The organism is Rhodococcus sp. G6(2025), assembly GCF_058628105.1.
The window spans coordinates 7,301,878-7,322,020 of sequence record NZ_CP179750.1 but is presented as its reverse complement, the minus strand read 5'-3'; the positions used below and the strand labels follow the sequence as shown (position 1 = coordinate 7,322,020).

General features: G+C 62.1%; 19 protein-coding genes. 10 read left to right on the top strand and 9 right to left on the bottom strand.

The features are described 5' to 3' along the window. The first annotated feature begins 48 nt into the window (after positions 1 to 48). Positions 49 to 798, top strand: coding sequence for an SDR family NAD(P)-dependent oxidoreductase (locus ACLIVD_RS33910; protein ID WP_491931456.1), 750 nt, complete (start codon positions 49 to 51; stop codon positions 796 to 798). 399 nt (positions 799 to 1,197) lie between these two features. On the opposite strand, the gene ACLIVD_RS33905 is transcribed toward ACLIVD_RS33910, so the two are convergent. From ACLIVD_RS33905 to ACLIVD_RS33890, 4 genes are all read right to left on the bottom strand, one after another. Continuing rightward, positions 1,198 to 2,499: a bifunctional 3,4-dihydroxy-2-butanone-4-phosphate synthase/GTP cyclohydrolase II gene (locus ACLIVD_RS33905; RefSeq protein WP_491931455.1), complete on the bottom strand. Its 1,302-nt coding sequence runs from the start codon at positions 2,497 to 2,499 to the stop codon at positions 1,198 to 1,200. Between the two features lie 94 nt (positions 2,500 to 2,593). Next, on the bottom strand, positions 2,594 to 3,118 hold the full coding sequence (locus ACLIVD_RS33900) for a flavin reductase family protein (RefSeq protein ID WP_491931454.1): 525 nt from the start codon (positions 3,116 to 3,118) through the stop codon (positions 2,594 to 2,596). 24 nt (positions 3,119 to 3,142) lie between these two features. After that, the gene (locus ACLIVD_RS33895; protein WP_491931453.1) at positions 3,143 to 4,216 is read right to left on the bottom strand and encodes a hypothetical protein; all 1,074 of its coding nucleotides are present in this window, start codon (positions 4,214 to 4,216) and stop codon (positions 3,143 to 3,145) included. Continuing rightward, on the bottom strand, positions 4,213 to 5,286 hold the full coding sequence (locus ACLIVD_RS33890) for an LLM class flavin-dependent oxidoreductase (RefSeq protein WP_105423863.1): 1,074 nt from the start codon (positions 5,284 to 5,286) through the stop codon (positions 4,213 to 4,215). Before ACLIVD_RS33890 ends, ACLIVD_RS33895 begins: the two co-directional genes overlap by 4 nt. Before the next feature lie 107 nt (positions 5,287 to 5,393). Here ACLIVD_RS33890 and ACLIVD_RS33885 point away from each other — a divergent pair, with 107 nt between their 5' ends. Then, complete coding sequence (locus tag ACLIVD_RS33885; RefSeq protein WP_491931452.1) at positions 5,394 to 6,212, top strand: MaoC/PaaZ C-terminal domain-containing protein; 819 nt, start codon at positions 5,394 to 5,396, stop codon at positions 6,210 to 6,212. Positions 6,213 to 6,252: 40 nt separating this feature from the next. Here ACLIVD_RS33885 and ACLIVD_RS33880 read toward each other — a convergent pair whose 3' ends face one another. Continuing rightward, positions 6,253 to 7,359: a thiolase C-terminal domain-containing protein gene (locus tag ACLIVD_RS33880; RefSeq protein WP_491931451.1), complete on the bottom strand. Its 1,107-nt coding sequence runs from the start codon at positions 7,357 to 7,359 to the stop codon at positions 6,253 to 6,255. 92 nt (positions 7,360 to 7,451) lie between these two features. Here ACLIVD_RS33880 and ACLIVD_RS33875 point away from each other — a divergent pair, with 92 nt between their 5' ends. The 4 genes from ACLIVD_RS33875 (at position 7,452) to pgi (ending at position 11,015) form a co-directional block, all read left to right on the top strand. After that, entirely contained in the window at positions 7,452 to 7,862 is a 411-nt protein-coding gene (locus ACLIVD_RS33875) for a Zn-ribbon domain-containing OB-fold protein (protein ID WP_491931450.1), read from the top strand. 122 nt (positions 7,863 to 7,984) lie between these two features. Further along, positions 7,985 to 8,218 (top strand): DUF3263 domain-containing protein, encoded by a 234-nt coding sequence (locus ACLIVD_RS33870; RefSeq protein WP_491931449.1) that lies wholly within the window; start codon positions 7,985 to 7,987, stop codon positions 8,216 to 8,218. A gap of 221 nt (positions 8,219 to 8,439) precedes the next feature. Beyond that, the gene (gnd, locus tag ACLIVD_RS33865) at positions 8,440 to 9,327 is read left to right on the top strand and encodes a phosphogluconate dehydrogenase (NAD(+)-dependent, decarboxylating) (protein ID WP_283336763.1); all 888 of its coding nucleotides are present in this window, start codon (positions 8,440 to 8,442) and stop codon (positions 9,325 to 9,327) included. A 44-nt stretch (positions 9,328 to 9,371) separates the two neighbouring features. Next, positions 9,372 to 11,015 (top strand): glucose-6-phosphate isomerase, encoded by a 1,644-nt coding sequence (pgi, locus tag ACLIVD_RS33860; RefSeq protein ID WP_491931448.1) that lies wholly within the window; start codon positions 9,372 to 9,374, stop codon positions 11,013 to 11,015. A 15-nt stretch (positions 11,016 to 11,030) separates the two neighbouring features. Here pgi and ACLIVD_RS33855 read toward each other — a convergent pair whose 3' ends face one another. The 4 genes from ACLIVD_RS33855 to ACLIVD_RS33840 form a co-directional block, all read right to left on the bottom strand. Then, a complete protein-coding gene (locus ACLIVD_RS33855) occupies positions 11,031 to 11,336 on the bottom strand; it encodes a WhiB family transcriptional regulator (RefSeq protein ID WP_349307469.1) in 306 nt (101 codons plus the stop codon). 185 nt (positions 11,337 to 11,521) lie between these two features. After that, positions 11,522 to 12,922, bottom strand: coding sequence for a dihydrolipoyl dehydrogenase (lpdA, locus tag ACLIVD_RS33850; RefSeq protein ID WP_491931447.1), 1,401 nt, complete (start codon positions 12,920 to 12,922; stop codon positions 11,522 to 11,524). A 119-nt stretch (positions 12,923 to 13,041) separates the two neighbouring features. Continuing rightward, positions 13,042 to 14,529 carry an MFS transporter gene (locus ACLIVD_RS33845; RefSeq protein WP_283336726.1) on the bottom strand — a complete coding sequence of 496 codons (1,488 nt, stop codon included), beginning with the start codon at positions 14,527 to 14,529 and terminating at the stop codon, positions 13,042 to 13,044. Positions 14,530 to 14,795: 266 nt separating this feature from the next. Further along, positions 14,796 to 15,431 (bottom strand): TetR/AcrR family transcriptional regulator, encoded by a 636-nt coding sequence (locus tag ACLIVD_RS33840; protein WP_005264941.1) that lies wholly within the window; start codon positions 15,429 to 15,431, stop codon positions 14,796 to 14,798. A 261-nt stretch (positions 15,432 to 15,692) separates the two neighbouring features. Between ACLIVD_RS33840 and ACLIVD_RS33835 the strand changes: the two genes are divergently transcribed. Genes ACLIVD_RS33835 through ACLIVD_RS33820 form a run of 4 tightly spaced genes read left to right on the top strand, consistent with a single transcriptional unit; the run spans position 15,693 to position 20,141 of the window. Continuing rightward, positions 15,693 to 16,676 (top strand): thiamine pyrophosphate-dependent dehydrogenase E1 component subunit alpha, encoded by a 984-nt coding sequence (locus tag ACLIVD_RS33835; RefSeq protein WP_283336728.1) that lies wholly within the window; start codon positions 15,693 to 15,695, stop codon positions 16,674 to 16,676. After that, positions 16,673 to 17,692, top strand: coding sequence for an alpha-ketoacid dehydrogenase subunit beta (locus tag ACLIVD_RS33830; RefSeq protein WP_283336730.1), 1,020 nt, complete (start codon positions 16,673 to 16,675; stop codon positions 17,690 to 17,692). The genes ACLIVD_RS33835 and ACLIVD_RS33830 overlap by 4 nt, the downstream gene beginning before the upstream one ends. Positions 17,693 to 17,719: 27 nt before the next feature. Next, a complete protein-coding gene (locus ACLIVD_RS33825) occupies positions 17,720 to 19,021 on the top strand; it encodes a dihydrolipoamide acetyltransferase family protein (protein ID WP_491931446.1) in 1,302 nt (433 codons plus the stop codon). A gap of 31 nt (positions 19,022 to 19,052) precedes the next feature. Continuing rightward, on the top strand, positions 19,053 to 20,141 hold the full coding sequence (locus ACLIVD_RS33820; RefSeq protein ID WP_491931445.1) for an alcohol dehydrogenase catalytic domain-containing protein: 1,089 nt from the start codon (positions 19,053 to 19,055) through the stop codon (positions 20,139 to 20,141). The last annotated feature ends 2 nt before the right edge of the window (positions 20,142 to 20,143 follow it).

Here is a 20,143-nt window from a genome sequence, read left to right as displayed (position 1 = left end):
GGGGGTGGAACACCCTCCATAGCTGCAGCTAGAAGGAAGGGGCTCGCCGTGACCGGACGGGTACTGCACAAGGTTGTAATCATCACTGGTGGATCGTCGGGATTGGGCCGAGCAACGGCCGAATTGATGATCGCAGAGGGAGCGCGGGTCGTAATCGCAGACATCAATGGCGACCGCGGTGAGGCGGTAGCCGCCGAGATCGGCGCAGATTTCGTACAGGTCGACGTGAGCCGTCCGGAGTCGGTGGATGCACTCGTGAACTCCACCCGCGACAGATTCGGACGAGTCGACGTGATGTGCAACAACGCAGGAGTTTCTGCCAACCACTCCCTGGTCGAGACGGGCGACGACGAGTTCCATCGGACTGTTTCGGTCAACTTCGGTGGTGTCTTCTACGGAACGCGCGCGGCAGGCCGGTTGATGGCGAAGCAAGGACACGGGGTCATTGTGAACGTTGCGTCGAACGGTGGGATGTCGCCCACAGCGGGGATGGCGGTATACAGCGGAACGAAGGCGGCGGTGGTGTCGATGTCGAAAGCGTGTGCACTGGAGCTTGCGCCCGCTGGTGTCCGGGTGAATACAATCTCACCCGGGACAATGCTGACCGCGATGGTTCCCGACATCGACGGAATCACGCAGATCCTCGACAAGCTCCAGCCCATCGGATACGCCGCCCGACCCGCTGAGATCGCGGCGGGGATCCTGTTTCTCGCGTCGGACGAGGCCGGTTACGTCACCGGTCACGATCTGGTTGTCGATGGTGGCGCGACAGCAGGGCGTCCTGCGGTGGCAATATAGACGGGGACGGCGACCCGTCGGGTGTTTCGTCGCTAGCGGAAATCAGAGCCGTGAACGTTGCAGTTCTGCACTGCACACCGCGGCTCTGAGCGTCCTTCCCTCGGTGGACCTGTCGCGATGCGCAAGCATGGCGACGCTCGACTGGCCACCGGTTCAACCGGAGTTCGGTCTCGAGCAAGGAGATGCCCCTCCACTCAGCGCCTGGAACCCGTTCGGAAAATGCCTCTTTCGAGGCCATGCGCGAGCTCTACCACTGCGAGGGTCCCGAATAATTTAGCGCCAACAGTGGCGTTCCCTGCTCCCACCGCGAGTTTGCCGATTTTCCGCACATCACCTACTGGTGTGCAGGCGTGCGCGGCAGTCCCCACTGTCCGCGCACGGGTTTAGCGGCGGTGGTTGTCACCCTGCGAACTCCGCGACGTCGGCGATGGGCATGATGGAGTGCCCCAGTCTAGTTTCTTTGGTGCGCAGGTAGTCGATGTTGTGGCGGTTGACATGTGGAGGTCGGATCACACGTTGTGTTACGTCGACGCCATACCTTGACAAGGCGCTGATCTTGTCCGGGTTGTTGGTGATCAACCGTGCTCGTGTCACGCCGAGATCCCTGAGTATGGCGGCCGCAACAGCGTAATCCCGTGAGTCGACGGGCAGACCCAATTCGAGGTTCGCATCGACTGTGTCGTAGCCGTTCTCTTGGAGCGCGTATGCAGCCAACTTCGCGCCCAACCCCACGCCGCGTCCTTCGTGGCCGCGAAGATACACGATGATCCCAGTGCCTTCTGTTGCGATCAATTCGAGAGAGTCCTGGAGCTGGGGACCGCAGTCGCACCGGAGAGACCCGAGAATATCGCCAGTCAGGCATTCGCTATGTACGCGAACGAGCGGTGTCGCTGTAGCCGTGGAGTCGGCTAGGTGCGGAGTTCCGGCGACCAATGCGAGGTGTTCCACGCCGTCGTGTGCTGCGAAAGCATGCCCGGTGAAGTCGCCGTAGGCCGTTGGAATTCGGGCTTCCGAAACGCGAGTGACAATTGGCTCTCGCATCCGTCGATGCTCGATGAGGTCGCGCACGCAAATGATCCTCAGATCGTGTCGACGTGCAAACTCGAAGAGTGATGCACGACGCGACATCTCACCATCATCGTCCACGAGTTCGCACAGGACACCCAGAGACTCGAGACCAGCCATTCGGCATAGGTCAACGGTTGCCTCCGTGTGCCCTGGGCGCTCCAGTACGCCTCCTGGCCGGGCCAGGAGCGGCATCACGTGACCCGGCCGGGTGAGAGCGTCAGGGAGAGTCTGAGGGCTGGCAAGCGCACGAGTAGTCACCGCGCGGTCTGCTGCGGAGATGCCTGTCGTGACACCGTCACGTGCATCGACCGATACGCCGAACGCGGTTCCGAGGACTTCGGTGTTGCCGTCGGGCGGAACCATCAGTGGCAGGCCCAGCGTTGTCGCACGTGCCTCGGTCATCGCGACACAAACAAACCCGGACGTGTGTCGGACGATGAAGGCCATCTTCTCGGTTGTGACGTGCTCAGCCGCCATCACCAGATCGCCCTCGTTTTCCCGGTTGTCGTCGTCGAGGACGACGACGATTTCACCGCGTGCGATGGCGTCTAGAGCTGCCGGCACGGTATCGAACCGTTCATGTGGAACCGCAGTGTCGCGCTGTCCGTCGGCCGGGGAAATGTGTGTTCTCATGGTGCCTCCGACAATGCAGGGATACGTGGACTCAACGAGGGGAAAGGGACGTGGACGGGAGAGGTGATCCAGCTGGGCGGCGTGCAGTACGGACTCAGTCGGCGATGTGCAGTCGTCCGTACTTGCCCCGGTGAAATAGGAGGGGCGACCGTCCGTCGGCATAGAGGTGCTGAACCCGCGACACCACGATCACGTGGTCACCCGCGACATATTCGGCTTCGACACGAGCCTCGATCCAGGCGACAGCGTTCTCGACGACCGGTGCCCCCGATGGAGAGGGCCGCCAGGCCAACCCTGCGAACTTGTCACCGCCCTTGACCGAGAGCTGGCGACCGACGTGTTCCTGATCTTCGGCGAGAATGTTGATCACGAAGGTGTCAGCCCGCTTGATGGCCGGCCATGAACTGCTCGTGTGGGCGACGCAGAACGCCACCAGAGGCGGATCCAGAGAAACTGAGGTGAAGGAGTTGGCTGCCAATCCGGCGCCTTCTCCGGATTCCGGATCCAGAGCAGTGATCGCGATGACACCGGTAGCGAAGTGACCGAGTACCGATCGCATCGCAGCGGCATCGACCTCAGGAAGACCCGTGACGTGTTGCAATGGTGATGTCGCGCTCATTTCGACCTCCGAGAGTTGTTGGATTTACAGATGGTGCCCGCGCTCGTCCCGAATCGATGGCGGCGCGGAATCCTCGCGTACGTGAGGATCGATTTCGACCTGGATGGATATTGGGGTCATTGCGCTGATGGCTTGCTCGATCCGTGCGTGCCACATGCCGTTCTTCAGAAGACTTTCGCGGTTGAAGGAGACGAAGATCGTCGCCGAATCCAGCGTTCCCTGCCGTGCTACGCGTAGTTCCCAGTGTGCGATGCCGTCGATGCCTCGAAGTGCCTTCGTGAGGGCGGAGAAGGAGATCCACCGGCCGCGGATGAGGAGAAGGTCACCATGGGTGTGCGTAGGCATGGTGAGGGATTCACCGTCCCTGCTGCTCAGATACCCGGTACGCACTCCGATGTGCCCGAGGCTCGAGTGCCACGGGTACCTCACTACGATCTCTGCGAGTTCACCGTTTGCAGACGTTTCCGGGGGTGTGACGAGTTCGAGTAAGTCTCCGTGTGTCGGGGTGAGCGCAGTGGCGCTCTGAGTTTTGTGTGCGATCGGGATCCCGCTGAGAGGGTCGGTGAACAACTCGACGGTTTGGGCGCCGAATTCACGCCCCAAGTGCTCGATCTTCTTCGGGTCAGCGATCTCACCGGTCAGGAGGATCAGTCGGAGTTCCAGGTCCAAGGGCTCGACCAGGAATTCGAGGTGGAGTCGTGCGAGAAAATCCGCCACACCGGTGGCCGTTCCCACCAGAACATTAGCGCGCATGTTCTCGACTGTGCGCAGCAGCCGCATTCGTCCGCGAGGCCCGATGCTCGCCGCTGCCGCCGCCACTTCCGCGGCCGCCTCTGCGACCAAGGTTCCCCCGAGCTCACCGTCATTGTTGAGCGAGACGACAACCCGATCGGTGGCTTTGACGCCTGCGTCGGTGAGGGTTTTTGCCGTCAACGCGACCGCAGCCGCGCGATCCTCTGCTGAGAGTGGGAACGCGGCAGTAGCAGTTGAGTCGACGTGCAAGAGCCCCTTGGCCTTCGCCGCGGTAATTCCTGCCGCGGAGAGGTTACTTCTGCTGATCGGCTCGGGAAGAGTCTCGACGGATTGTGTGTGTGTCATCGAATCTCCACAACATCGGAAGCGAACAGCTTGATCGAGCTCAGGACATGCTCGTTGTCGAGACCGCCGACCTGGAACTGCCCGATCAAGTCGGTGACGCCGGCTTCCTCGAGCCGCTGCACAGCCTTACGGGACCCATCGACATCGTCGATCACGATCATCAGGTTGTCGCGGAGCGTCTCGATGGCTTCGTCCTGGGACTGGCCGGCGGCGAGTGCTCCGAGGACGCGGTGGCTCGCGTGCCGTGCGTCGTAATAGTCAGGCGGCGCAACCAGATTGACCTGGCGACGGATGTACCACATCACCGCATCGGCGGCATTTGCATGCGCCTCATCCGTCGTTGGCGCGACGTGCCACGGAATCATCAGTGCGATCTTGCGCGTCTCAGGGTCGAAACCGTGGCGGGCCAACTCTGCCTTGTACTTCGCGATATCCTCGGCGACATCGTCGATGCCCTTGAGCATGGTCATGCCGAGGAGGTTGTAGCCTCGCCGTGCAGCCTGTAGGTATCCGTCGAGGCTGGTCGATGCGACCCAGACAGGCGGGTGCGGTTCCTGCAAGGGGCGCGGGTAGACCCCAACGTCGGGGACGCTCCAGTACTCGTGTTCTGCGCTGTAAGGTTCGCCGTCGGCCTCCCAAATCCCGAGCACGGTGTCGAGGTTTTCCTCCCATAGCGTGCGGGACTGCTCGAAGGGACGCTGAAAGGCTTGGTACTCGAGCGGGGACGCTCCACGGCCGGTGCCGAACTCGATGCGTCCTCCCGAGATGATGTCCATGGTCGCTACACGCTCGGCGGTGCGAATCGGGTGCGAGAACGGGAGGAGTACGACGCCGAGCCCGAGCCGAATCTGTTTGGTGACCCGTGCAAGTGCGCTCAAAACGATATCGGGAGCCGAGGAGTGCGAGAACCCGCGAGTGAAATGGTGCTCGACCATCCAGGCCGTGCTGTAACCGAGCCCATCGGCGAGGGTGACCTGCTCGATGAGATTCTCGAACGCCTGCTGCTCGACCTCTTTGGTCCGCCCACGCACCTCGAGTTCATATCCGAGGCCTGCCCGCAGCTTTGCCATGCCAACTCCTGTCAGTAGTACCAAGCGATCGCTTGGGTTTGCCTCTGTGCGACCGTGACTTCGCTAGCGTAACCCAAGCGCTTGCTCAAATGCTATACGCTCACGTCATGCAGATGACGGATTGGGTCGGATACAAGCTGGGCACCAGGGTGGTGCGGTACTGCGAAGAGGACGCGATCTTGTACGCGCTCGCGGTCGGTGCTCGCGCAGATGAGTTGCCCCTGATCTTCGAGCGTGACCTGAAGGTCTTGCCGACGTTCGCGCTCACGCTGGGACTGTGGGTCGCCGATGCGGCGTCGGCGGCCGGCGCCTTCGTGCCGGCACAAGCTCTGCACGGGTCTCAGTCCCTGACGATGCGCGGATCCCTTCCGCCCACCAGCGAATTCGAAGTCACCGGCCATGTCGAAGCGGTCCGCGACACGGGACGATCCGCGATCCTGGACATAGTGTGCGACAGTGACTATTTCTCCGCCACCTACTCCATTATCCTGCCTGGTCAGGGCGGCTTCTCGCCGTCCACGCCACGGGTGAAGGCAAAGCCGGAGGGCGGCGGCCGGGCGGTGGAGCACGAATCGCGAACCATTGAGCTGTCGCCGGAGCAGGCCGTCCTCTACCGGCTCACTGGCGATCGCCACCTGATCCACGTCGATCCGGCCGCGGCGCAGGCTGCCGGATTCGCGCGTCCCATTCTTCACGGTCTGTGCACGCTTGGCGTGGTGGCGAAGTCCCTCGCTGAGCCGCTGGGGGCGAAGCCGTGGGAGCTCAGGAGGATCGAGGCGCGATTTGCCGCACCCGTGTTCCCTGGGAGCACCCTTGCCGTGGCCACGGTGCAGCCACCAGCGGGAGACTCTGCCGCGGGCCACGAGTACTCCGCTTCTGTCGATGGCCGTTGTGTCCTCGCCGACGGGCTAGTTTCTTACTCGTGAATTTGTGTTGGTGGCTCGGTCAACTCCGATGTTGCGCCGGCTAGGGACTTTCGAGAATGGTGGCGCTTCCGTAGCTTCCTCCGAAGCCTGTGCACAACGCGACATGCGGGGATTCGACCTGTTGAGACGGTGCAGTTCCCCGAAGCTGTCGCACGGCCTCCAACACATTGTTGAGGCCGTGTATGTACCCTTCCGACAGCAATCCACCGTGAGGATTGACCGGAAGGGCGCCGCTCGGGAGGGTGTCGCCCGAGCGCACAAATTCCCCGCTCCCCCCGACGCCACAGAAGCCGAAGTCTTCGAGTTGCTGAAGCACGATGGGGGAGTACGCGTCGTAGAGCATCGCCACGTCGACGTCGGTGGGGCGAAGGCCGGACACTTTCCACAACTTGTGGGCCACGTAGCGGGAAAAGATGGCTGACAGATCAACGGCCTTGTCCATGCTCGACGAGCCCCCGCCCCCGCCCCGCACCACAGCGGCGATACGGGGACTGTTCGGGCTCACGGCGTCGGCGATATCCGCCCTGCTGACAATCAGTGCCGCACCGGCGTCGGTCTCCTGACAGCAGTCCGCTCGGCGCAAGGGGGTCGACACGAACGGACTGGCACGATACTCGTCACAAGTGATGGGGGCATGAAGCAGCGCGCGCGGGTTCGATGCGGCCAACTGCCTCGATTGGCAGACCACCGAGGCGAGATCCTCCTCGGTGGCGCCAGTGTCGTACATCCAGCGGGCGGCTGCCATTGCAAACAGATTGACCGGCCCCGCCATACCGAATGGGATGGTGAACTGCGTTTCTCCGCCGGCCACCCGAATCGCTGCCTGGCCCATCCGTTTTCCGGATCGGCCGTTCAAAGCTCGGAATACGAGCACGTTTGTTGCTGTGCCCGAGTGGATCAACATTGCGGCATCACCGAGGATCGACGCAGATTGCGTCCCGCCGCCATAGATCTCATTCGTCCAGGTCTCGGGAGACAAGCCGAGATGCTCGGCCACCGTGTTCACCGGTGCAGAGTCGGCCATGTGGTAGGACAGGACGCCATCGATATCGGAGTTGGCGAGGCCTGCATCCTGAATGGCGGAGCGACTCGCCGCCAGTGCCAGTTGGAGGGGGCTGACGCCACTGCGGCGGGATATCTCGGTCATGCCTATCCCGCTCACCGCTGTCGCTCCGGCGAATGCTTGTCTTGTCATCTGCTCCCCTTGTAAACCAAGCGCTTGCTTGAGAGAATAGCGTCATGTGGACCCGAACAGCACCGGAACCTAGCGAACTTGCGCGTCCGTTCTGGGAAGGATGCAACGAGGGCCGACTACTGATCCAGCGGTGCCGTACGTGCGGAACCTTCATCCACCATCCCGAGCCTGAATGCACTCGATGCCGCGGAACGAATCTCTTCTTCGACGAAGTCAGCGGACGAGGACGCATAGACACGTTCACGGTGGTCCACCGAAGTTTCGTACCAGGCTACCAGGACATTACGCCCTACGTCGTTGGCTGGATTATTCTTCCGGAACAGAGAAACCTCAGAGTTTTCAGTGCGATTCTTGGTGAGGGCGTCACCGCCCGCGTAGCAATCGACGCTCCGGTAGAGGTTCGGTTCGAAGACGTCGCGGGGTTCGGAGCTGTTCCCGTGTTCGAGTTGACATAGACGGAAATGCAGCAATCACTGCCCCTCAGGGATCGTGAAGGCCAGTTGGAATGTACAGATCCGACGCCTCACTCGAGCTGACGCTGAACCGGCAGCCGCACTCCAGATAGAGAGGTGACGCAATGATGTATAGCGACGATGACGCAATGCTCGAGTTCGCCAAGCAGTGGTACCCATACGGTGGTGGCGAAGACAGCGACATATTTGTCGAGTTCGGCCTGCCGGCGAGCGCCTACTTCAGACGGCTTGCGAAACTGGTCGAGGGCTCCAGGGGTCGACGCCTCACGCCTGCGCAGATACAAGGCATCCGGACCGTCGTTCGGTCTCGTCTCGCCAGAAGGCAGACTGCGGCCTGACGCCGGAATTTTCCGGTACGGGTGATCAAGTCCCCACCGGGACGGTGTGAAACAGCGCCCCGACGACTTTGCCTCCACTCCGCGGACTCGACTGCGACGGTACACCGATCCATTCAGGCCAGGTTGCGACTAACGCCGGTGTCCTCGGGGTCAATCGCACATCACGCCAATGACTTAGGCCAACCGAAGTCCCGCACTAGACGACGAAAAGGACCACAAACTTGAGAATGGGATTAGTAGGACTCGGGAAGATGGGCCATAACATGCGAGAAAGGATGCGGAGCCGTGGCCACGACATCGTCGGTTACGATCCGCGCATAGGCTCCAGCGACGTCGATTCCCTTGCGGACCTGGTATCGCGTTTGGAGGCCCCCCGGATCGTCTGGGTCATGGTTCCGCACGGCCGGGCCACGCAGGACACCGTGCACACACTTGGGAATTTACTCGATCCCGGTGACCTCGTCATCGACGGCGGAAACTCGCGATTTACTGATGACCAGGCACACGCGAAGCGACTTGCGGCGCGAGGAATCGGCTACATCGATTGTGGGGTGTCGGGCGGTATCCGGGGGAAGGAACTTGGCTACGCGCTGATGGTCGGAGGCGAATCGGAGGACGTGGCGCGAGCCATGCCGCTGTTCGAATCGTTGCTGCCCGAGGGAGACCCAACGAAGTGCTTCGTGCACGCCGGACCGGTGGGTGCCGGCCACTTCGCAAAAATGGTCCATAACGGTGTCGAGTACGGTCTCATGCAAGCCTACGCGGAGGGGTACGAACTGCTGTGTGCCGAACACCTCGTGACCGACGTGCAGGGCGTTCTTCGAGCATGGACTGCAGGCACGGTCGTGCGCTCATGGTTGCTCGATCTTCTGGTCGAAGCGCTCGGCGCGGATCCCGCGCTCAGCGAGATCTCCGGCTACGTGGACGATTCGGGTGAGGGGCGGTGGACAGTCGAAGAAGCAATCGGTCATTCGGTTCCGGCTCCGGTGATCACGGCTGCACTCTTTGCACGGTTCTCCTCGCGTCAGCTCGACTCGCCCGCCATGAAAGCGGTGTCTGCCCTTCGTCAACAGTTCGGGGGACACGCAGTGCAGAAGGTCGCGTTGTGACAGAAACAGGCTCTCACCTCACAGGACTGGCAAAGGACCTCTCGATGTACAGAAGCGCGATCAATGCGGCATGGACGGACCTATCGATTGAACACAAAGAGATGTCCTCGCGTCATCTACGGGAACTCTTCGCCGAAGATCCGGCCCGCGGCAACGAGCTGACTCTCACCGCGGGTGATCTCTACATCGACTACAGCAAGAATCTCGTGACACGGGATACGCTCGAGCTGCTCATGGCTCTCGGCCGGGCTGCCGCACTCGAAGAACGCCGCGACGAAATGTTCGCCGGCGGGCACATCAACTCGACCGAGGACCGTGCAGTACTCCACACCGCGCTGAGACGCCCACCCGAGGATGAACTCTCGATAGACGGGCAGAACATCACGAATGACGTGCACGATGTCCTCGGTCGAATGGGGGACTTCACCGACCGTCTGCGCTCGGGTAGTTGGCGCGGTGCAACCGGTGAGCGCATCACCGCGCTGGTCAATATTGGAATCGGTGGATCCGACCTGGGGCCCGCCATGGTTCACAGTGCCCTTCGGACTTACAGCACCGAATCGTTGGATGTGCGCTTCGTCTCTAACGTCGACCCTGCCGACTTGACAGCAGCGCTACACGGTCTGGATCCGGCACGTACTCTATTTGTCGTTGCGTCGAAGACTTTTACGACGCTGGAGACGCTCTCGAACGCCGCTTGCGCGCGTCGATGGCTGACCGAATCGCTCGGCGAACAGGCGGTGGCGCAGCATTTCGTCGCGGTGTCGACGAACACGGAAGAAGTAGCCGCGTTCGGAATTGATCCCGTGAACATGTTCGGATTCTGGGAGTGGGTCGGTGGCCGATACTCCGTCTGTTCATCGATCGGCTTGGCGGTGATGGCCGCGATCGGGAAGGAACGATTCGCCGAGTTCCTCGCAGGCTTCCATCTGATGGACACGCATTTCCAGACGGCGCCGATTGAGCAGAACGCCCCTATGGTGCTGGGGTTGTTGAACGTGTGGTACGCGAGCTTCTTTGGTGCACAAACCCGCGCAATTCTTCCCTATGCACAAGACCTGGCGAGGCTCCCGGCATACCTGCAGCAGCTGGCTATGGAGTCGAACGGCAAATCTGTTCAGTTGGACGGTGAGCCGGTGCTGGTACCTACTGGGGCAATCCTATGGGGAGAGCCGGGGACGAATGGACAGCACGCCTTTCACCAATTGCTGCATCAGGGCACCACGCTTGTGCCGGCAGACTTGATTGGATTTGCCCATCCTGCAGTGGATCTACCTGCCATCGGCAGTTCGGCGACCATGCACGAGATTCTACTGAGCAATCTTCTCGCCCAATCGCAAGTCTTGGCCTTCGGGCGCACCGCCGAGGAGATCGAGGCCGAGGGAACGTTGCGTGATGTTATCGCCCACAAGGTAATGCCGGGAAACCGGCCCAGCACGACAATACTCGCGCCGATGTTGACACCGTCTGTTCTCGGCCAACTGATCGCACTGTATGAGCACCAAGTTTTCGTCGAGGGGTGCGTGTGGGGGATCAATTCGTTCGACCAGTGGGGGGTCGAACTCGGGAAAACTCAAGCCCTTGCGCTTCAGCCGGCCCTGACCGCGGCTGAAGACCCTGCAGACTACGTGGATTCCTCGACCGAGGCGCTCGTGAGCTGGATTCGCAGCACCCGAACATCCGTTTGAGCGCACGGGGCCACGTCAGCCCGCGATGAGCGGACTGACGTGGCTTTCGTGCCTAAACGCAGATCTGCGGCGGTACCCCTTACGATCATCCTCCGACAATCCACCCCACGTGCCATAGTGCTCTCCGGCCTCGATGGCGTGCGTCCTGCACCGAACTTGGACCGGGCATCGTTCGCAGACCTGTTTCGCTGCCTTCGCCCGTGCTGAACGCTCGCGGCCCCGTTCGTTTTCCGGGTGGAAGAAGAGCGCGGCATCCACTCCGCGGCACTGAGCCTGTAGTTGCCACTCCCACGCTTCGGAAGTCGGGGCGGGAAGCTTCATCGGAATCGGTGCGGGCATGATCGTCCTGTTCATCTCTCGTGCTGAGCTCACCACGGGGGCACGGCTTGCGAAGCGACATTTAAGCAAGCGATTGCTTGGTATAGTACAACGACGACGATGACTTTGTCCGCAACGACGAGACGCCCGCACAATGACTGTGCGGGCGTCTCGTCGAAGGGGGTGGGTCAGAAGTTGATCATGTGCCCGGCGAGACCGTGGATGGCCTCCTGCAGGGCTTCGCTGAGCGTCGGGTGCGTGTGCACGTTGCGGGCCAGCTCGTTGACCGTGAGGTCCCACTTCTGCGCGAGGGTCAGCTCGGGCAGCAGCTCGGAGACGTCGGGGCCGATGAGGTGTCCGCCGAGCAGTTCGCCGTACTTCTTGTCGGCGATCAGCTTGACGAAACCGGTCGGATCACCGAGGCCGTGCGCCTTGCCGTTGGCGGTGAACGGGAACGTCGCGACCTTCACGTCGTACCCCTCGTCCTTGGCCTGCTGCTCGGTCAGACCGAAGCTCGCGACCTGCGGCTGGCAGAACGTGGCCCGCGGCATCATCCGGTAGTCCTCGATCGGCAGCGTCTCGACGCCGGCGATCGTCTCGGCGGCCACGACGCCCTGCGCCTCGGCGACGTGCGCCAGCTGCAGCTTCATCGTGACGTCACCGATGGCGTAGATGTGCGGCACCGACGTCTGCATCGTGTCGGTGATGCCGATGGCACCACGATCGAGCTGCACGCCGGTCTTCTCGAGGCCGTAGCCCTCGACGCGGGGCGCGAATCCGACCGACTGCATCACCTTGTCGACCACGACGGTCTCGATGTCGCCGGACTTGTTGTTCTTGATCGAGACGGTGACCTTGCTGCCGTCGTCGTCGATGCTCTGGACGGCGGCACCGGTCTTGATCGTGACGCCGAGCTTCTTGTACTGCTTCTCGATCTCCTTGGAGACGTCCGCGTCCTCGTTGGGCAGCGCACGGTCGAGGAACTCGACGATCGTGACGTCCACTCCGTAGTTCTTCAGGACGTACCCGAACTCCATGCCGATCGCGCCGGCACCGACGATGAGGATCGACTCCGGGAGATCGCGGGTGAGGATCTGCTCCTCGTAGGTGACCACGTTTTCGCTGAGCGAGGTGCCCGGCAGCAGCTTGGTGGTGGAACCGGTGGCGATGATGGCGTTGTCGAACGTCACCGTCTCCGTCCCGCCCTTGGACAGCTCGACCGAGAGGGTGTTGGCGTCGGTGAACGACCCCTTGCCGTCGTACTCGGTGATCTTGTTCTTCTTCATCAAGAAGTGAACGCCCTTGACACGCCCGTCCGCGACCTTGCGGCTGCGGTCGTAGGCGGCGCCGAAATCGAAGGACGCCTCTCCCGAGATGCCGAACGTCTTGGCCTCTTTTGTGAAGAGATGCGCAAGTTCGGCATTGCGGAGAAGTGCCTTGGAGGGGATGCAGCCGACGTTCAGGCACACACCGCCCCAGTACTTCTGCTCGATGATGGCGGTGCTCAATCCCAGCTGTGCCGCGCGGATAGCAGCGACGTACCCACCGGGACCGGCTCCGAGGACAACGACGTCATAGTGTGAGGACACGGGTGATCTGATCCTGCAACTCTTGTTCGGATTTCATGGATGAAGAAGTGAGGGATACGACGACACCCGGTCGTGCGGAAGCTCGCAGGAGCTCCGCACGACCGTGGGATCGACAGGCCTTAGGTCAGCGCTTCCGTGGATTGCGATTTGCGACCGTGAGGCATGAGTAGCGTTGCGATAAGGCCGATTACCGCGAGCGCGGCCGCAAGGACGTATACCGTTGTGAAGCCGCTGCCACCGTAGATTGGCGATCCGTCGACCACCGTGGCGACATTGAGGGCCAATATCGCGAATCCGATCTGCACTGCAACAGCGCTTCCCAAGGATCCGACCACGTTGACCGTGCTGGCGGTAACTGCCTGAAGTCGTACGGGTGTTGCGGCGATGACGAGATTGGGGATTGCCGCGCTGATCAGACCTCCGCCAAATGCGTAGATGAGGTAGCCGACAAGGATGGGGACGAACTCCTTGTGCGAGAACGCGAGGAACAGGGAACCAGCAGCCATCAAGGCGAATCCGATCCAGTTCGGCAGGCGCGCTCCACGACGTTCGGCGAGATATCCCACGAGGAGCCCCATCAACACGGAGGCGACACCTGCAGGGGTGGTGATCCGCGCCATGAAACCGGCGGTCTCGCCGAGTCCGTATGTCAGCCCGAGTGCAATGGGGGTTTGCACGATGAACGACAACAGGACGAACTGCAAGGCAATGACGGCTTGGCCGGTGAACTGGGTGATCAAGGTAGTGACGATGGGGCGGCCGCGCAAAACCGACAGGTCGATCAGTGGGTGGTCGGACCGCTTGGCGTGCTGAATCCAAACGATGAAGGCCGCTATTGCAAGTGCGCCACACAGCAGGGTCTTCCACGACGTCCAACCCCATGTGCCGCCCTCGCCGATCCCGAACAGAACGACAGCGATGGTTGCGCCCAGAAGTAAGCCGCCGGTCCAGTCGATCTGGGTGGAGACACGGATCGGGGACTCTGGGACGACAAGGAGGACCAGGGCGCCGATAATCAGGGGGAAGATTGCGAGCGCGAAGAAGACGCCCTGGTAGCCGAAGTTGTCGATGAGCAGTCCGGCGAAGATCGGTCCGGTGATTGTGGTGACGCCGATACCGGCTGTCGCCAGACTGACGGCCACGGCGAGCATTCGCTTCGGGAAGATGTCACGCATCAGCGAGTACACGATGGGGACAATGGCAAGGCCGAAGCCTTCGACGGCGCGCCCGATCAACACGATGGGGAAGGTCGGGGCAAGAGCGACGATCAGTGACCCGAGCGCCATACAACCGGTCGTGATGAGCAGCCACTTCTTCTTGCCGTCACGATCGGCAAGCTTACCTACGAGTGGGGCGCTGATCGCGCCGGTCAGAGTGAATAGTGTTGATACCCAGGCTATATGGGGTGTCTGAAATGTTGCTGCCATGTTCGGCAGGGCTGGCGTGACCAGATTGAATGCATAGGCAACTTCTTCCGAGAGAAGTACCAGGATGACGAGGACGCCGATCCATCCAGCAGTCGATCTGTGTCCGACGCCTTCGGGTGGCAACATCGTGTCATTATCGAGCGTCTCCTGCGACGCACCGTCCGTGGGTGTAGCGGTCATCTTGCTTCCTGCATTTCTCTGACGGGAAAGGTGGGACGCTGATGCGCGGGGAGGTGCGCAGCGGTCGGAGGATCAGCGTCGCTCAAACCTTGTGATGTGAGGCACAGTAAGATGGAGCGATCGATTCTGTCAAGTGATCCACTAAGCAGACCGTGCGGGATTTTCTCTCGTCTCTCGGTGGTGCGCAGCTACAGGGGCATGCAGGTGGCGCTTGCGCGCTCTCGACCGGCCGCCATTTCGGAATGGAGCACCGGCAGGCGAATGGCTCAGACCCTGCCCTTGCGCATCAGGGTCTCCAGCCCGCCGGCCACGAAGTCGACAAGCACGTCAAACTTCTCATCCGACAGAGCGCGTGATTGGGCACCGCTGGCGTCCGACCATCGGGCGGCCATCACGATCAGGGTGTTGACCGTCAGAGACCAGTTGAGTTCGAGGCTGTCGTCGTCGGCGTGCGGGTACGCGCGCTCGAGCAACTTGCGAAGCAACTTCGCGGTGTCGTCTTCGACCGGAAACAGGCGCGGGTCGTTCGCCAGGCTCAGTTGGCCGCAGATGGTCAGCCACCGCACGCCCTTGTCGGGATCTTCTCCGAGGTACTTCCGGTATGGGATTGCGAGGAGGTTGACGATCTGCTTGGCATTCGGCGTTGCCCCTGAGTCGACCATGGCTGTCGTGAGCGCGTGAATGTGAGCGAGCACGTCGGCGCCGGCATCGATCAGTACAGCATCGAGGATCGCATCCTTGGATCCGAAGTGATAGTGAGCCGACGCCGCTCCGAGCCCTGCTTCGGCGTTGATGGCCCGAATGGACACCTTCTCGACGCCCTCTGAGGCAAACAGTTTGGTCGCCGCGTCGATGAGTGCACGCCGGGTGGCCGCTCCATCGCGAGGATTGGATCGAGGCACGGTTTCGCCTTTCGTTGGTGGGATAGGTGATCATATCGCGTGATCCACACGCCGGTATTACTGCAGCTCATGAGCGATTTTTGAAGGGCGCGAGAGGGGGACGCAGCGATCTAAAACAATTCCGCACTTGATTGAATCACTCGATCCACTTACTCTGATCTGTGACTGCAGACACAGACGTCCTGTGGACGTGCTGTGTCGAGAAAACAAGAGGTGCCACCAATCCGGTATCTCTCACGAACTACGCAAAAGGAGGCCACGATGGCGTCGCCGCACAGCGAGCACCGGCCGGAAGCTTCCGTATCACCGACGGTGAGCACGGAACTGCTGCTGGAAATGTTCACCGTCATCGCCCGAGCCCGCGCCGTCGAGGACGCGGTATCTGTGCACATTCGGGATCACGGCTTCGCGGGATTCTGGCATCCAGGCAAGGGGCAGGAAGGCGCCGTGGCGGGCGCTGTCGCGGCGATGGCCCCCGACGACTACCTCTTTTACCAAGGTCGAGGAGCGACGTGGCCGCTCGCAAAGGGAATGGGTCTCGCACCGATCATCGGCGATCTCCTCGGTAAGGTAACCGGCTCGACCGGCGGTAAAGGCGCCGGCGTGCCCCACTGGGCCGATCCGGCCCTCGGAATCATGGGCGAGGGCGCAACACTGGGGTCGGTCTATCCGGTAGCGGCCGGCGCGGCCCTCTCGGCGCAGATGCGCGGAACCGATCAGATTGCCCTCGCGGACTTCGGTGACGGGACAGCCGCGCGCGGCACCTTCCACGAAAGCCTGCTCGAAGCTGCACGATGGCGCCTGCCCTTGGTCTACTTCTGCGAGAACAACGGGATCTCCGTGTCGACCACGTTCGACTCCGTCAGCCCGACCAAAACGATCGCCGAGCGCGCATCCGCATACGGCATCCCGGGAGTCCGCGTAGACGGCCATGATGCCGTCGAGGTCTACCTTGCCGTGAAGGACGCGATCGATAGGGCCCGGGCCGGCCAGGGTCCCTCCCTGATCGAAGCTGTCGTCACCCGTGTCGGGGGCCACTGGGAAGGTGACGCTCAGAAGTATCGGCCTGCCGACTTCCTCTCCACGTATACGGATCCGTTGGAAGTCATGCGTAAGCGAATCGACTCGGCCACGGCCGATCGAATCATCGCAGACGCGAAGTCCGAGGTGGCGCAAGCGCTTCTCGAAGCCGAAGCCGCTCCGCTGCCTGATCCCTCCGTCATCCTCAAGGACGTGTTCGCATGACCACCACGACACCCGCACCCGCCAACGCTCCTGGATCTACGACCGTTCTCAGCTACGAGGCTGCACAGGGCGCCGCAATCGCTGAAGAGATGCGGCGTGATGACTCGGTCTTTCTGATGGGGCAGGACATTGCTTCCGGCGGCTTCTTCGGCGGCACCCGTGGCCTCGTCGAAGAGTTCGGGCTTAGCCGGATCCGGAACACCGGAATCACCGAAGCGTTCATGGTGGGCGCGGCCGCCGGAGCAGCGATGACCGGCATGCGGCCGATCGTCCAGCTTGGATTCGCAGATTTCAGCTTGATTGCCGGCGACGAGATTTTCCAGAAGCTCGGCAAGTGGCGGCACATGCACGGTGGTCAATTCGAGTTGCCGGCCGTCATCATCATGCCGATCGGGCCGAGCGGCGGTGCGGGCCCGGAGCATTCGGGATCCATGGAAATGCTGCCGATGCACTTCCCCGGTCTGAAGGCAGTCGTACCGTCCAACCCGGCAAACGCGAAGGCGCTCCTCAAGGCGGCTATCCGCGACCCCAACCCGGTGCTCTACTACCCGAGCAAGCAGCTCAACTTCAAGCGCGGTGAGGTGTTCACCGATCCGGAGTACGTGCTGCCGCTGGGCAAGGCCACCATCGCCCGCGAGGGATCGACGGTCAGCGTCATCAGCTACGGCTGCATGGTGCCGCGGGCACTGGAAGCTGCGACGGTACTGGCATCGGAGGGAATTGAGCTCGAGGTCGTCGACCTCCAGACGTTGGTGCCCCTCGACCGCGAGACGATCATCAACTCTGTTGTCAAGACAGGTCGGGCGATGATCGTGCACGAAGCTCCCCGAACGGCTGGTCCGGGTGCCGAGATCGCGGCACTGATCCAGGAACGGTGCTTCTACTGGCTTGAAGCGCCGATTGCACGGCTCGGTTCAGTCGACGCACCGATTCCCGCGAGCCGATTCCTCGAGGATCACTGCTTCCCGAGTGTCTCCGACATCGTCGAGACGGCCCGACACCTAGTCCGCGACTGACCTTTCGAAAACGAGGACGTTCTCACTATGCTCGAACTTACCGATATCCACATGCCCCACATGGGTTCCGTGGAATTCGCCCTACTGACCGAATGGTTGATCAAGCCGGGCGAGGAAGTCAACGAAGGCGATGCCTTATGTGAGGTATCGACCGACAAGGTCGACACCGAAGTGGAGTCACCCGAATCGGGTATCTTGATCAGCTACGTCGCCTCGATTGAGCAAGAAGTTCCGGTGGGCGACGTCATCGCACGATTCGCCCCGGTCGACAGTGACCCGGACCAGGTGGCCCGCGCGATTGCGGCCGCGAGCGGCGAACAGGGCGGCGATGTCGCAGTTGCGCCGTCGCCGGCCGCTTCACCTTCGCCGTCGACAGTGGCGACCCCAGTGACAGGCTCACAGGGCACCCCGGCAGTGGTATTCGAAGAATCGAAGCCCCCGACCGACTCCCTCGTTCTCGCTGCATCATGGTTCTCACCGGTCAACCGGCCACCTGCAGGGGCACGCCGAGCCAGCCCGGCAGCAGCTCAGGACCAGCGGTCCGCGGGTGAACTCGCAAGCAAGAGTGGGTTTCTCCAGGCGCAACAATCAACACCCACAGTGCCCGCGGGATACGAGGACGTCGCGTACTCGGCAACGGAGCACACCAGGCTGCGGCGCGCGATCGCCAAGAATCTCACGGAATCGTGGAACACCGCCCCCCAGCTCACCGCGCAGGTCGATGTCGACTTCTCCGCGGTCGCTGTTGCCCGCGCCAAGCTGAATCGTGATCGAGCCTCACGCGGCGAAGCCAAGCTCAGCTACCTTCCCTTCATTGCCGTCGCGCTCTGCAAGGCAATTGCTGAGCACCCTGTCGTCAACGCCACCTTCACCGATACCCACCTGCTGCAATGGCAGGCAGTCAACCTGGGCATCGCCGTAGACACGCCGGACGGTCTTCTGGTTCCAGTTATCCATGATGCACAGTCCTTGTCCCTCGCTGAGCTGGCCAATGCCATTGCCGAGACGAGCGCCGCTCTCGCCAACGGCGCAGGACGACCGGAAGATCTCGCCGGCGGAACGATCACCATCAGCAACTCCGGCAGCGTCGGCGGGGTCGTCTCGACCCCCATTCTCACGAAGCCTCAGGTTGCCTCGCTCGGAGTCCCGGCAATCGTCCGCACACCCGTCGCGCGCCGAAGCGCCGACGGCACCTCCGAGCTATTGACCATTCGCCCGATCGCACGCCTCGGGCTGACCTTCGACCACCGTGCCTTTGACGGCGCCGAGGCATTGCGTGCCCTGATCAGTGTCCAGAAGACGCTCGAGAACTGGCCTTCGGAGGGCTGATGGCTAACAGTGACGTGGTAGGAGGGAACCGATGAAGGCTGTCGTTCTTCGGCAGGGGACCATCATCGCGACTGACGTTGCAGAACCGGTAGCTGGTCCCGGCCAGCTTCTCGTCGAGCCCCTCGCCGCAGGTGTGTGTGGCAGTGATCTGTCGGCATGGCAACACACCGACGACTTTCTCGCCGCACATCTCGAGGCCGACGTTCTCGGAGAAGTGTTCGATCCGCGCCGCGACGTCGTCTTGGGCCACGAATTCACAGCCCGGATACTCGAGCTCGGCCCCGACGTCACCGACTACGACGTCGGGGACCGCATCGTCGCTCTCCCGTGGATCGTGACGGCCGATGGAACGACCCACACGGTCGGCTACTGCGATACCTCTCCGGGAGCTCTCGCCGAAAGAACAGTCGTTCAAGCGGGCGGGCATCTGAAGATCCCGGAAGGCATCGATCCCATCACGGCGGCTGTGACCGAGCCGCTCGCCACAGGCGTCAACGCAGTGCTGCGCTCAGGAATTCGGTCAGGGGCGGCTGCGGTGGTGACTGGCTGCGGTCCGGTTGGGCTTGGATCGGTCATCGAACTCGCGGTGCGTGGAATACACCCGATCGTCGCTTCGGATCCATCTGCTCGGCGCCGAGAGCTTGCGCTCGCATATGGCGCCGACGTGGCAGTCGATCCATTGCAGACGGACCCGATGGAGGCGCTGAAAAACGAAACTGACTCCACCGCTGAGACGTTCGTCTTCGAAGCCTCCGGCGCCAAGGACATCCTCCGAAAGCTGATGACCTCCGCACCGAAGTACACACGGATAATAATCGTCGGCTCGGCGATGCGCCCGGAGACAATCCGCCCGGTCACCGGAATCCTGAAGAATGTCTCCCTCGAGTTTGTCGGTGGACCCGGACGAGGCGAACAGACCTACGAAGCATTCGAGCGGACGTTCGACCACCTCGTCACCGGGCGGTTCAACCCGTCTCTCATGGTGACCGGGTACGCCAGCCTCGACGCGGTCCACGACGTATTCGCGGCACTCAGGCCGACCGCGGGCACGATCGACCACGTGAAGATCCTCGTTCGGAACGAGCTTCCCGCGGGCACGGGCATCGTCGCCAACCCCTGAAA